Source organism: Bradyrhizobium sp. 191 (assembly GCF_023100985.1).
Classification (GTDB): Bacteria; Pseudomonadota; Alphaproteobacteria; order Rhizobiales; family Xanthobacteraceae; genus Bradyrhizobium; species Bradyrhizobium diversitatis.
In genome coordinates, this window is the sequence record NZ_CP064692.1 from 4,896,848 (window position 1) to 4,909,992 (window position 13,145).

The window sequence follows — 13,145 nt, forward strand, 5'->3', positions numbered from 1 at the left end:
TTGCGGTGCGGGTACGGGAGATGGTCGGCCATGCCATTGCCTCACGCCCAGCCGTCATCGCCCGCGAAGGCGGGCGATCCAGTACTCCAGAGGCCGAAGTGAGATACGGAGAAGCTGCGGAGTACTGGATTCCCCGCTTTCGCGGGGAATGACACTGAGCGCGTGGGGCGCCGTGGCACGGAATAGTCCTACGGCCTCACCAATGTGTACCCGTTCTCCGCCAGGAACAGGATCTGCCCGACCCCACCTGCACCGGCGTTGCAGCGGGGATGAACTCCGGCCGCCTGCCGGTTTCCCGCTCGATCGTATCGACGGTGTTGAGGCAGATGTCGAAGCGAACGCCTTGTGCGATCAGGCTCTCGACCTGCTTGCGGCGCTCGCTGCCGGCAAGAAGCAGGTCGATGCCGGGACCGAATACCACCACTTCGATCGCGATCTTGTCGGGATCGTAGGCCTTCAGCAGGTTGTTGGCGACGCTCAGCACCAGCGCCTGCTTCCTCGCATCGCCGTCGGAGAGCTGCAGCACGATCCTGTGCTCGGCGAACGGCTTGTCCTGGAGCGGCACCTGTTGTGCCAGAGCGGGCGGGGCCGTCGCCCAGACGAGCAGTGCCAGCATCATCGCGGACAAGAGCTGCGATCGCATCATCCCTGTCCTGCAATGCCCGGATTGCCCTCGACTCCCTTCAGCGTCACGCCGGAGCCGAGCCGCTCCTGGAGCATCCGGCCCGAGCGCAGATACTTGCCGACGACGTCCCACACCGGCGCGCCTTGCTGGCCGTTGACCGAAGCCCAGCCCGCGACCTTGTAGCGGTGTCTGGCGCCGAGCGCCTTGCCGCTGCCAAGCCTCAGCTCCGAGATGCGGCTGCCGATCGCGGCTGTCGGCGTGCAGGTATAGCTGAGCCCGCCAACGCGCACCATGTCGCCGCCCTGCTGGTAATAGGGATCGGCGTTGAAGAGATTGTCGCAGACGTCTTCCAGCACGTCCTTGATCTGGGCTCCCGTCATGTCCTGCACATAGGTCTCGGGATAGGTGATCGCGGTTTCCGCGAGCAGATCCTCCATGGTCAGCGCCTGGCCGGATAGCGCGGTGATGCCCCAGCGGAATCCCGGAGACAGCGCGATCTCGGCGTCGAGCTCGGCACGCAGCGCGGTGCAGATCAATTCGTCGACGGGCCCGGAGAAATTGCCGCGGCGATAGAGCAGGTGATCCGGTGTTGCGATCTTCTCCGACCAGTCGCTTACATGCGGCGCGCGCAGCCGGCCGATCAGCTCGGCCATGGCAGGGTCGGGCTTCAGCAGCTCGGAATAGACCGGCAGCAGATGATAGTGGACGTCGCTGACCTTGCCCCTGTCGAGTGCAAGATCGAGCACGGCCAGGAATTTCCCGTTGGAGCCGGCATTGGTGACGAGCGTCGTGCCGCCTGCATTCTTCACGGAAACCGGCTGCGGTACGGCATCATGGGTGTGGCCGCCGAGGATGACGTCGATGCCGGTGACCCGGCTTGCGAGCTTGAGGTCCACATCCATGCCGTTGTGCGACAGCAGGACGACGGCATCGACCTTGTCGGTGCCGCGCAAGGTGTCGACATGCTTCTGCAATTCTTCCTCGCGGATGCCGAAGCTCCAGTCCGGTGTGAACCGTTTGGGATGCGCGATCGGAACGTAAGGGAAGGCTTGGCCGACGATCGCGACGCGATGCCCGCCGATCTCCTTGATCATCGAAGGCTTGAACACGCGGCCGGTGGCCTTGTCGAAGGCGGGGGCGTCGTTGAACGCGGCTTCCTCGGTCAGGAACACGTTCTGCGCCAGGAACTCGCCCTTGAAGCGCTCGAGATTGTCGCGCAGCGCCTGCTCGCCATAGGTGAATTCCCAATGTCCGGTCATCGCCTCGATGCCGAGCAGATTGGCGACCTCGACCATGTCGCGGCCCTGCATGACATTGGCAAGCCCGGTGCCCTGCCAGAGATCGCCTCCGTCGACGAGCAGCGAGCGCCTCTCGCCGACATCGGCGCGCAAGCGGTCGACCAGCGTCTTCAGGTGGGCAAAGCCGCCGAGCTTGCCGAAGCGGCCTGCGGACTTTTCGAACTCGAAGCAGGTGAAGGCATAGGCATCGGCGCTGTCGGGCCGGATGCCGAACCGATCCAGGAAGGCGCGGCCGACCAGGTGCGGCGGCCGTCCCGCCATTTCACCGATGCCGATATTGACGCTGGGCTCGCGGAAATAGACCGGATTGAGCTGCGCGTGCGTGTCGGTGATGTGCAGGATCCGCGCATTGCCGAACCGCTCGATGTCGTAGATGCCAGCGGTCTCGGTGCCGCGGGCCAGCCGCGGCAGGCCGAGCGTCGCGGCGGCAAGGCCTGCACTTCTCAGGAAATCGCGGCGGCGGATCGCCATCCAAGAATTCTCCGCGCCTCTCGTGATCGTCGGACTATTCCACTCAGGCGCAGTTTAGCGGATTTCCATTGCCTTCCAGGCTTCTTTTTCGGACGTGGCCTGGAAGATCGATGCCTTCGCCAGCGCCTCGGCCTCCCTGGCTGCGGCAACCGCACGGTCGAAATCGCCGCCGTCGGCAGCCTTCTTCGCGGCCGCCAGCGCAGATACGGTCACGGTCCATTGATTGCGCATGCCGGCCGCCTCCTTGGAGGCGGCTTCGGCGGCGGCATAGGCCGCCTTGTAGTCCGCCTCGTTCGCCGCGCGCGCGGATGGCGCAAGGCTCATGACGAGCAGCATGGTGAGAGCAAGTGACCGCTTCATGGCCGTGCTCCCGGTCCCGAGATCGGCAGGCCGTTGGCGACGTAGGACAGGAAATATTCGACGTCGCGATATTCGTCCGATTGCGGCTCCAGCGGAACCGCGCGGGTCTGGCTGTTGCAGGTGACGAAGCGGCGGCTGGTGGTGCCCATGCCGCTCCATTCGGAGCGGTAGATCGGCATCGCGTTGAGGATGCCGAGCGCCGGTGCCAGGGTCTCGGCGCGGATGCGCTCACCCGGGCTCTGCACATGGCAGCTGGCGCAGGAGAAATTCATCTGGCCGCGCCGGGTGTAGAAATAGCGCTTGCCGTTCTCGTACGCCGCCAGCGCACGGGGATCGTCGGGAATCTTGATGTCCATCGGCTTGCCGCGCGAGGTATAGGCCATGTAGGCGGTGAGCGAGGCCATCTCGTCCTTGACGTAGGAATAGGGCGCTTCGCCATTGGCCTCGCGGCAGCGGTTGAGTGCGAGCTCCAGCGTGACGACCTTGCCGTCCTTCTCGTCGAAATAGGGATAGTTCTGTCGGATGCCGATGCCGCCGTTCGGGAAGCAGTCGGCGTAGGTCTTGCCGTTCTTGAAAGGGGTCGAGAACATCTCCTTGCCGGCATCGAGCGCGAACTCGTAGGGCGGGAATTCCTCCTTCTCCTGCCACTGCCGCTTCATGTCCTCGTTCATGGAATAAGGACCGTTGACGAAGTCCTCGTGCTTCACGTTCGGAAACTTCTGGAAGAAGAAATTCTGGAACGCCTTGGCATCGGCGACGGGATCGACCTTGTCCGCTGCGATGACGCGCGTTGCGGCGAAAGCGAGCGCCGCGAGCGCGACGAACGCTGAGCCGAGCAGAACAGTGGCGCGCTGTTTCATCACGCGATCTTCGCGGTCGTCGTATCCGACGCACCCTTGTTGTCGGTCCAGGAGATCTTGAGCTCGTCGCCCTTCTTGGCGCCCCTGAAGCTGAACTTGACGTAGGGGTCCTTGGAGACCGCAGTGCCCCAATCGGCGACGAAGACGTCCCTGCCGTTACATTCGAATTTCAGCTCCTGGATGAAGTGCGCTGGAATCGGCTCGCCCTTGGAATCCTTGACCAGGCCGGTGTCCATGGGGTGCTGGATCAGCGTCTGCACCTCGGTGATGTCGCCGTTGGATGTCGCGCGCACGCGAATGCTGGATGCCATGTCGAAATGCCTCGCTTAACCGCCGCAACCGCCGACGGTGACCTTGACCTCTTTGGTCGCGCTGTAGAGCTTGCCGTCGGCTTCCACGATCGCGGTCAATCTGGTGGTCTTGGCCATCTTCAGCCGGTTGGCGACGGCAGGGATCGTGCCCTCGGGAATCCTGTAGCTTGCCGCGAGCGCGTTCGGGTTCTCGGCCACGAAGAACGAGATCGAGGTCACCTTGTCGAGTGACGTCGTCACCGAGATCGGCACCACGCCGCCGTTCTCGGCGATCTCCGGCGCGTCGAGCTTGACCTTGTCGGACGGCTCCGCGGTCCTGCCATAGAGGGCCTTGATCGCGTCGGCCTCGTTCTTCTGCTTGAACGCCTCTTCCGGATATTTGTCGTTGGCCGCGGCGCGCGCGGGAGCGGCGCCGAACGGCAGATTGCCGAGGCCGAGCAGCGCGACGGAGGCTGCGCCCTGAAGGATCAGGCGCCGCGTCGGATGAGCGCCGGTGGTCGTGGTCATCTCAAGTCTCCTGGGCAGCCGGCCGTTACAGGGTCTGCAGGAAATCAACGATCGCGTTGATCTCCTGTTCGGTCAAAATCCGGTTCCGGCCGAACGGCGGCATCATGGTTTGCGGATTGCGCTTGGTCTCGTCGAAGATGATGGCGAACAGCTCGTCGCGATCGGGGTATTTTGCCTTGATGTCCTTCAGTTCCGGCCCGATCGTTCCCGGCAGATCGCCGCCCTTGATGACGTGGCAGGTCAGGCAATTGCCCTTGCCGCGGTCGAAGGCGAGCTTCTCGCCCGCGGCCACGTTGGACTGCGCCCGCGCCGGGGCCGCGCCGGCGATAAGGGCCAGCGCAATCAGCAGGGCGGGCTTGCAAGGAAAGACGGTCAAGGCATCGTCCGGAGCGGTATGTCGATGATGTCGTTTGCGGAATGGTTCAAAAGCACAAAGGCGAGAGCCTGACAATCAAGACTATGCACGCGGCAAAATGGAGTTAATATCCCGCGCATTGCAACCGATGAGATAGTTCGTTCATCGGATCGACTGGAATTAGCAAATTATTCTCGCGGCCGTTCTGGCCCTGAAACCGTGTTTTCTGTTTCACATTATTGGGGACGTCACTTGGCTGAATATGTCGTCGAATTTGGCAGGGATGGCGGACGGGTCGAGCCGGATGGCCGGCTCGATGCGCCGGCCTTTCATCGCAACCACGAACCGATCTGGGCCGCGCTGGAAAAGTATCTCGCGGGCTGCACCGGCAATGTGGTGGAACTCGGCAGCGGAACCGGCCAGCACGTGGTTCATTTCGCCCGCCACGCGCCCGATCTGATCTGGTGGCCGAGCGACCTCAACCAGCGCCATCTCAAGAGCATCGAAGCCTGGCGCGTGCATGCGGGCCTGCCGAACATCCGCTCGCCCCTGCGGATCGATCTCACCGATCCCGACTGGTGCCCGGAGATGAAGAGCGGGCAGGGGCCGACGAGCCTTGCCGCCGTGTTCTGCGCCAACGTCATTCACATCGCGCCCTGGGCCGTGGCCGAAGGCCTGATCGCCGGCGCCGGTCGCTACTTGCGCGCCGACGGCAAGCTGTTCCTATACGGCCCCTTCAAGCGCGACGGCAAGCACACCGCTCTCAGCAATGCGGTGTTCGACACCTCCTTGCGCGAAGGCAATCCCGATTGGGGCGTGCGCGATATCAGCGATGTCGAGAAGCTGGCGAAGGCGGCAGGCCTTGGCCTCGTCGATACGATCGAGATGCCCGCGAACAATCTCACGCTGGTGTTTGCGCGAGGCTAGGAGGTCGTCATGCCCGGGCTTGTCCCGGGCATCCACGTTCTTTGTGCCGGAGGGCAAGGCGTGGATGGCCGGGTCAAGCCCGGCCATGACGATGTGGAGACGTCAGCGCACCCACGCTAGCCTTCATCCTTCCACCCGATCCTCTCCTTCAGAAACCGAAAACCCAGCACCTCGAAGCCGGCGCGCTCCTTGTTGTCCTTGCCGTAGCCGTGGCCGCCGGCAGCCGGCTCGTAGAACCAGGCTTCAAAGCCCATCGCCTGGAGCTTTGCGGCCATCTTGCGCGCATGGCCGGGATGGACGCGGTCGTCGCGCCGCGTGGTTGCGATCAGGATCGGCGGATAGGCCTTGCCGGCCTTCACGTTGTGATAGGCCGAGTAGGTCTTCAGCCACTCCCATTCCTCGGGCTTGTCGGGGTCGCCATATTCGGCGATCCAGCTCGCGCCCGCGAGCAGCTTCGTGTAGCGGCGCATGTCGATCAGCGGGATGGTGCAGAACAGCGCGCCGAAGCGCTCGGGGTAGCGCACCAGCATGTTGGTGATGAGGATACCGCCGTTCGATCCGCCCTGCGCCGCGATGCGCTTCGGCTGCGTCACGCCGCGGCGGACCAGATCGGCCGCGACCGCGGCGAAATCGTCGTGCGACAGCTTCTTGCCGGCCAGCCGTCCGGCATCGTGCCAGCGCGTGCCGAACTCGCCGCCGCCACGCAAATTCGCCTGCACCGTCGTGCCGCCGCGCTCCAGCCACAGCTTGCCGAGCGAGGCATTGTAGTACGGCTTCACGGCAAGTCCGAAGCCGCCATAGGCACTCATATAGACCGGCGCGTCGCCGGTCTCCCCGGCGGGGCCGGTCTGCACATAGGGAATACGCTCGCCGTCGATCGAGATCGCCTCGTGCTGGGTCACCACGAGACCGTCGGCGGTGAACGTCTTCGGCGCCTGCTTCAGCACGGTCGGGCTTGCGATATCGCGCTCGATCAGCAGCAGTGAGGGCGGCGTCAGCGGATCCTGCACATTGGCGAGCAGGTCGCCATTGCTTTCGGAGGCATGGCGATCGAGCGGCCAGACGTCGACGACGCCGATTCCCGGCAGGCCGCCAAGCGTCTCGCGGCTCCAGCTCGTGGCGGATGGCGTGCAGATCTCGAAGCGAGGCTTGAGCTCGTCGAGGATCGAGAGCACCAGCTTTCCGGCAGTCCAGAACAACCCTTGCAGCGCGCGCCGCGGTGCGGGCTCGAACAGGACGACAAAATCGCGGCTGCCTGCGAGGAAGGCGGAGAGCGAGATGCCGAGCACGGTGTCGGTGGCATAGGTCCGGCCGTCGACCTGCCAGTCCTTGCGCAGCTTCATCGCGAACCAGTCGCCATGCGCCTGCATCCAGATGCCGGTCGGCAGATCGAGCTTCGTCGTCGTGCCCGCCGCATCGCGCAGCCGGATCGCGTGATTGAAGAAGTCGATCTGGTCGACGATCCACACCCGCGGCGCCGCGCCGGTGTCGTCGGCGCTGCCATAGATCGTCATGTGATCGGCCGCGGTCTCGATGATCACCTGCGCCTGATCGACAGGCTGGCCTCGCCGCCACAGGCGAACCGTCCGCGCATATCCCGAGCTCGTCGCCATGCCCTCGCCGTGCGCGCTCGACAGCAGCAGCGTGTCGGCATCGAGCCAGTCGACGCTGCCCTTGGCCTCCGGCAGCGTGAAGCCGTCCGCCACGAAGCTCTTCGTGGCGAGGTCGAACTCGCGAAGCGTGACGGCGTCGCTGCCGCCGCGCGACAGGCTCAGGATCGCCCGCGAGCTTCCCGGCATTGTGGCGATCCCGCCGAGCAGCCAGTCCTCGCCTTCGCTCGCAGCGAGCCGGTCGATATCCAGCATGGTCTCCCATGCCGGATCGGCCTTGCGAAATTCCGCCAGCGTCGTGCGCCGCCACAGGCCGCGCGGGTTGCTGGCGTCCTTCCAGAGGTTGTGCAGATCGTTGCCGCGCCGGCTGACATAGGGAATGTTGTCGGGGCGGTCGTAGATTGCGGCAAGCAGATCGCGGTCGCGGGCGAAAGCCGCTCCGCCGAACGCGGCGAGCGTCAGGCTGTTCTGCCGCTCCACGAAATCCAGCGCCTGCGTGCCCTCGATCTCCTCCAGCCACAGCCAGGGATCGTCGTCGGGAGCGTTGATCGTGGGCCTGTCATCGACGGACATGAGCGAAACTCCAAAAACTCGCGGCGGATAGGATTTGATCGAGCGCAAGCCGTCAAGGGCGCGGCCCGCTATCATCAGTCCGATTGCGTCAGAGGCATGGCCTGCGCCCGTTTGCGCCGGTTGTCTGCCCTTCCGCGCCCCTCCATAGTGCCGGGAATCAACAAGGCCCCTTGAAAGCCTAAAAAGCCCCTTGGGGCGGAAGTGCCGATGCTGGACGTAACTGCTGTCGATGAGATCGCCGACGATGCCCGCGCGCGTGCCAATGTTATCCGCCTTGCCGCCGCGCAGGCGCTGACCGGCGCCAACTCGGCCGTCATCTTCGCCACCGGTGCAATCGTCGGCGCCACGCTCGCGCCCGACATGTCGTTCGCGACCGTGCCGATCTCTATGTATGTGGTGGGGCTCGCTGCGGGCACGCTGCCGACCGGCGCGATCTCGCGCCGCTTCGGTCGCCGCGCGGCTTTCGTCATCGGCACGGGCCTCGGCACGCTCACCGGCCTGCTCGGCTCGGTCGCGATCCTGCACGGCTCGTTCGCACTGTTCTGTGTCGCGACCTTCCTGGGCGGCCTCTACGGCGCGGTGGCGCAGTCCTATCGCTTCGCAGCCGCCGATGGCGCCAGTGCGGCCTATCGGCCCAAGGCGGTGTCGTGGGTGATGGCCGGCGGCGTGTTCGCCGGCGTGCTCGGTCCGCAGCTCGTGCAATGGACCATGGATGTCTGGCAACCCTATCTGTTCGCCTTCAGCTTCCTGGTGCAGGCCGCCGTCGCGCTGGTCGCGATGGGCATCGTCGCCGGCGTCGACATGCCCAAGCCCGCGCCGGCCGATCTGCACGGCGGCCGGCCGCTGCTCACCATCGTGACCCAGCCGCGCTTCATCGCGGCGGCGCTGTGCGGCGTCATCTCCTATCCCATGATGAACCTGGTGATGACCTCGGCGCCGCTCGCCATGAAGCTGTGCGGCCTCAGCGTGTCCGATTCCAATTTCGGCATTCAGTGGCACATAGTCGCCATGTATGGGCCGAGCTTCTTCACGGGCTCGTTGATCTCGCGCTTCGGCGCCCCGAAGGTCGTGGCCGCCGGCCTGCTGCTGGAAGCCGGCGCCGCCGGCATCGGTCTCTCCGGCCTCACCGCGATGCATTTCTGGGCGACGCTGGTCGTGCTCGGCGTCGGCTGGAATTTCTCCTTCATCGGCGCCTCCGCGCTGGTGCTGGAGACGCACCGGCCGCAGGAGCGCAACAAGGTGCAGGCCTTCAACGATTTCCTGGTGTTCGGCATGATGGCAATCGGCTCGTTCTCCTCCGGCCAGCTGCTCGCCAATTACGGCTGGTCGGCGGTGAACCTGGTGGTGTTCCCGCCTGTCGTACTGGGCCTTGCCGTGCTCTCGCTGGTCTCCTGGGCCCGCCGCCGCAGGGCGCGGCTGGATGCGGCCATGGGCGAGTTTCCGGACGCTGTCTGATGGCGGGAGGCTGTCAGCAGCGTTGATGCTTCGATCGCCGTCGAAGTGATTTTCTGGTGAGGGTTAGTTAGATGTCGTCATGGCCGGGCTTGTCCCTGGCCGGCGCGTGTTTCAGTTCTTGCCGTCATTCCGGGGCGATGCGCAGCATCGAACCCGGAATCTCGAGATTCCGGGTTCGCCCTTCGGGCGCCCCGGAATGACGGAAGAGGCGATAACGAGAAGAACGAGTGGACACATCAAGGCCCGCCACGATCGACGAATCCTCCCCCCGCTACGAAGGCTGGCGTATCGTTGCGGTCTGCTTCCTGCTCGCCACCTTCGGCTGGGGTCTCGGCTTCTACGGCCAGAGCGTCTATGTCGCCGAACTCCAGCGCGCGCGGGGCTGGCCAACGACGCTGATCTCCGCAGGGACGACGTTCTTCTATCTGTTCGGCGCGCTGCTGGTCGTCTTCGTCGGCGAAGCCGTGCGGACATACGGCCCGCGTATCTGCCTGATTGCCGGCACGCTGGCGATGGCGGCGGCCGCGGTCGCGATCGGCGCGGTGCGTGAGCCCTGGCAGCTCTATCTCGCGAACGCCGTGCTCGCGTTCGGCTGGGCCGGCACCAGTCTCGCCATGATCACCAACACGATCAGCCTGTGGTTCGACCACAAGCGCGGCATGGCGATCAGCCTGGCACTGAACGGCGCAAGCTTCGGCGGCATCGTCGGCGTGCCGCTGCTGGTGACGCTGATCGGCCATGTCGGCTTCGCCAGCGCGATGTATGCCGCCGCCGGCGCCATGCTGGTGCTGCTGCTGCCGGTCATCCTGCTTCTCGTCGGCCATCCGCCCGATCGTCATGGCTGGCACGCGACGGCGAAGGCGAAGCCGCAATCCTCGACGCAGATCCGCGCATGGGCGCTGCGTGACGTCGGCTTCCTCACGGTGACGGTCGCCTTTGCCCTGGTGCTGTTCGCGCAGGTGGGCTTCATCGTGCACCTGATCTCGTTCCTCGATCCCGTGATCGGTCGGGAGCGCGCCGCCGTCGCCGTCGCGGTGCTGACGGCGATGGCCGTGGTCGGCCGCGTGCTGTTCTCGCTGGTGATCGACCGCCTCGACCAGCGCCTTGCCTCCGCGCTGTCGTTCCTCAGCCAGGCGGCTGCGCTTCTCGTCGTCATCAATCTGCACGATGACTATGTGCTGATCGCGGCCTGCGCGGTGTTCGGCTTCTCGGTCGGCAACCTCATTACGCTGCCGTCGCTGATCGTGCAGCAGGAGTTCGACAGCGCCGCGTTCGGCGTGCTGATCAGCTTGAATACCGCGATCAACCAGGTGACCTACGCGTTCGGCCCGGGCGTCGTCGGGGCCTTGCGCGATCTCTCCGGTGGCTACGCGCTGCCGTTCTATCTCTGCATCGCGCTGGAGGTGATAGCCGCGGCGCTGATCATGGTGCGGGGGAGGCCACGGGCGAAGATGACATAGACGCGCGATGGCGCCTCCACACACTCCGTCATTGCGAGCGCAGCGAAGCAATCCAGAATCCCACCGCGGAAAGAGCCTGGATTGCTTCGCTGCGCTAGGAAGAAACTGCTGGTTGTTTAGGGTCAGGCCGCCTCCGCGATGTGCTGGAGTTGGACGGTGAAGCCGAGCTTTTTGAGGCGCGCGACCAAGCGGCTTGCCTTGACCTCGGTGGGCCGACGGTCGAAGTAGGCGGCGCCGAGGTCGTGGTGCTCGGTGCCGTTTTTGAGGATGTGGTAGATGGCGGTGAGGAGCGAGGCGGCGACAGCGCAGATGGCTTTTTGAGGTCCGCGTCTGGCCTGCAAGCGGAAGAACTGCGCTCGGTAGTAACTGTTCTTTGAGCGCTTGGCGGCCCAAGCACATTGAACGAGCATCGTCTTGAGCCACGGCGCCCCCTTGCGCAGGCGCGAGGACTTGCGCTTGCCGGCGCTCTCGTTCTGCCCGGGGCACAGGCCGGCCCAGGCAACGAGATGGCCGGCAGTCTCGAAGCGGCTCATATCGGCGCCGATCTCGGATAAAATTGCCGGCGCTGCCACCGCGCTGATCCCGGGGACCGTGGTCAACAATCCGATCAAGTGGCGAAAGGGGATCTTGCCACCGCCTGCCTCCGCTTCCATGCCCTCGATCCGCTGAGCGATTTCGACATCAAGCTTGCGGATCGTCTCATCCAGACCATCGCGTTGCTTCAGGTGAAGCGCGAGCAGAAAGCGATGGTGATCCGTCAGGCGCCCGTGCAACGCATCGTAAAGCTCCTTCGGCGACGCCTTGAGCTGCTTGCCGGCAAGCTCGGCCAGCTTGTTCGGCTGCCGGACGCCGTCGATCATCGCCTGGATGATCCGCCGGCCGCTCGCGCCCATGATGTCGGAGATCACCGAGCCGAGCTTGATGTTGGCTTCCGCCAGCGTCTTGTCGATCCGCTGCACGTGCCGCGCCTGCTCGCGCACCAGTTGCTTGCGCGTTCGCGTCAGCGCGCGCAGCTCCTGTACCTTCTCCTCGGGAATGAAGCTGCCTTTGATCAGCCCGCAGGCCAACAGATCGGCGATCCACATCGCATCGTTCATGTCGGTCTTGCGTCCCGGCACATTCTTGATATGCGCCGCATTGGCGACGATCAATTCAAAGGCGCCTTCGCCCAGGATCCGGAACACCGGCATCCAGTAGACGCCCGTCGCCTCCACCGCCACATGCGTGCACCGGCTTTCTTCCAGCCACCTTCTCAGCTCCACGAGCGGGTCCGTCGTGGCCGCAAAAGTCCGGCACTCCCGCTGCGCCTTGCCATCGACCATGATCCGCACGCAGGCCACGACCGTGTCCCTGTGTACATCCAGCCCCGCCACCCGCTCATACAAAATATCCATGCTCCTCTCCTCAACAGTTAGCGCCGGCGGCATAGGCGCCTGTCAGAAAAGAATGCTAGGAAGCGTGCTCGAGGGCCATGCAGCCCCTCCGCGCCAGTGTGGGTTATCCAGGCAACCCGGGTCCAACTCGCAACCGGGCTCTCGCGCACCAGAGAGTAATCGACCTCTTTGCCGACGGCCTCTCAAAATACCGCATTTGCCCACGCTCCGACAGTTTCATCCAGCGCGCGTCGGCTCCTCAATGCCGGTCCCAACTCGCAATGACGAGGAGAGAGCAGAGTTCACCCCTCCCGCTGCTTCAGCAACGCCTCCACATCCAGCCGCTTGGTGAACATCGCCAGCTTCCCGTCCGGCCCGACCGGCCATTGCTCCCTGGGCCTGTCCCAGTACAGTTCGACGCCGTTCTGGTCGGGATCGCGCAGATACAGCGCCTCGCTGACGCCGTGATCGCTCGCCCCATCCAGCACAATGCCAGCCGTGAGCACGCGGTGTAACGCATCGCCCAGCGCCGCCCGCGTCGGGTAGAGGATTGCGGTGTGAAACAGCCCGGTCGTGCCGGGCGGTGGTGGCGAGCCGCCTTTGCTTTCCCAGGTGTTGAGCCCGATGTGGTGGTGGTAGCCGCCGGCCGAGATGAAGGCCGCGCCCGAGCCCATGCGCTGCATCAGCTCGAAGCCGAGCACGCCGCAGTAAAAGCCGAGCGCGCGGTCGAGATCGGCGACCTTGAGGTGGATGTGGCCGATCCTGGTGCCGGCGGAGACGGCGAGGCTTTGCGACATGGAAATGCTCCGTTGCTGAACTCCAAATAGGGTGGCCCTCGGGACAGCGCCATTGCTCATCTCGAAACCCATCGTTTCCCGATGGGAAACTGGAGCGCAATTGCTTTAGGTTGAATCGAGTCCACGATCGGTTGTTCACCTCTCCCGCTTGCGGGAGAGGTCG

Annotated in this window: 12 protein-coding genes and 1 pseudogene; 3 read left to right on the plus strand and 10 right to left on the minus strand. The window is 64.8% G+C overall.

Annotated features, from left to right (window positions below; translation table 11 throughout):
* Positions 1 to 188: 188 nt before the first annotated feature.
* The 7 genes and pseudogenes from IVB23_RS22680 to soxX form a co-directional block, all read right to left on the minus strand.
* A pseudogene (locus IVB23_RS22680) lies at positions 189 to 646 on the minus strand (hypothetical protein).
* Positions 643 to 2,394, minus strand: a complete 1,752-nt coding sequence (gene soxB / locus IVB23_RS22685) for a thiosulfohydrolase SoxB (RefSeq protein WP_247800100.1) — start codon at positions 2,392 to 2,394, stop codon at positions 643 to 645. The pseudogene IVB23_RS22680 and the gene soxB overlap by 4 nt, the downstream one beginning before the upstream one ends.
* A gap of 54 nt (positions 2,395 to 2,448) precedes the next feature.
* Positions 2,449 to 2,754 carry a hypothetical protein gene (locus IVB23_RS22690; RefSeq protein ID WP_247800101.1) on the minus strand — a complete coding sequence of 102 codons (306 nt, stop codon included), beginning with the start codon at positions 2,752 to 2,754 and terminating at the stop codon, positions 2,449 to 2,451.
* A complete protein-coding gene (gene soxA, locus IVB23_RS22695) occupies positions 2,751 to 3,614 on the minus strand; it encodes a sulfur oxidation c-type cytochrome SoxA (RefSeq protein ID WP_247800102.1) in 864 nt (287 codons plus the stop codon). The genes IVB23_RS22690 and soxA overlap by 4 nt, the downstream gene beginning before the upstream one ends.
* The gene (gene soxZ / locus IVB23_RS22700) at positions 3,614 to 3,925 is read right to left on the minus strand and encodes a thiosulfate oxidation carrier complex protein SoxZ (protein WP_247800103.1); all 312 of its coding nucleotides are present in this window, start codon (positions 3,923 to 3,925) and stop codon (positions 3,614 to 3,616) included. The genes soxA and soxZ overlap by 1 nt, the downstream gene beginning before the upstream one ends.
* A 15-nt stretch (positions 3,926 to 3,940) precedes the next feature.
* Complete coding sequence (gene soxY, locus IVB23_RS22705) at positions 3,941 to 4,432, minus strand: thiosulfate oxidation carrier protein SoxY (protein WP_061879754.1); 492 nt, start codon at positions 4,430 to 4,432, stop codon at positions 3,941 to 3,943.
* A 25-nt stretch (positions 4,433 to 4,457) separates the two neighbouring features.
* On the minus strand, positions 4,458 to 4,808 hold the full coding sequence (gene soxX / locus IVB23_RS22710) for a sulfur oxidation c-type cytochrome SoxX (protein WP_061879753.1): 351 nt from the start codon (positions 4,806 to 4,808) through the stop codon (positions 4,458 to 4,460).
* 231 nt (positions 4,809 to 5,039) lie between these two features.
* Between soxX and IVB23_RS22715 the strand changes: the two genes are divergently transcribed.
* The gene (locus tag IVB23_RS22715; RefSeq protein ID WP_247800104.1) at positions 5,040 to 5,714 is read left to right on the plus strand and encodes a DUF938 domain-containing protein; all 675 of its coding nucleotides are present in this window, start codon (positions 5,040 to 5,042) and stop codon (positions 5,712 to 5,714) included.
* Positions 5,715 to 5,830: 116 nt separating this feature from the next.
* On the opposite strand, the gene IVB23_RS22720 is transcribed toward IVB23_RS22715, so the two are convergent.
* Positions 5,831 to 7,897, minus strand: coding sequence for a prolyl oligopeptidase family serine peptidase (locus IVB23_RS22720; RefSeq protein ID WP_247800105.1), 2,067 nt, complete (start codon positions 7,895 to 7,897; stop codon positions 5,831 to 5,833).
* Between the two features lie 207 nt (positions 7,898 to 8,104).
* Between IVB23_RS22720 and IVB23_RS22725 the strand changes: the two genes are divergently transcribed.
* Entirely contained in the window at positions 8,105 to 9,352 is a 1,248-nt protein-coding gene (locus tag IVB23_RS22725) for an MFS transporter (protein WP_247800106.1), read from the plus strand.
* 227 nt (positions 9,353 to 9,579) lie between these two features.
* On the plus strand, positions 9,580 to 10,812 hold the full coding sequence (locus IVB23_RS22730; RefSeq protein ID WP_247800107.1) for an MFS transporter: 1,233 nt from the start codon (positions 9,580 to 9,582) through the stop codon (positions 10,810 to 10,812).
* 122 nt (positions 10,813 to 10,934) lie between these two features.
* On the opposite strand, the gene IVB23_RS22735 is transcribed toward IVB23_RS22730, so the two are convergent.
* Together IVB23_RS22735 and IVB23_RS22740 are read right to left on the minus strand one after the other, a co-directional pair.
* Entirely contained in the window at positions 10,935 to 12,206 is a 1,272-nt protein-coding gene (locus IVB23_RS22735) for an IS110 family transposase (protein ID WP_247799878.1), read from the minus strand.
* 281 nt (positions 12,207 to 12,487) lie between these two features.
* Positions 12,488 to 12,982: a VOC family protein gene (locus IVB23_RS22740; protein ID WP_247800108.1), complete on the minus strand. Its 495-nt coding sequence runs from the start codon at positions 12,980 to 12,982 to the stop codon at positions 12,488 to 12,490.
* Positions 12,983 to 13,145: the final 163 nt, after the last annotated feature.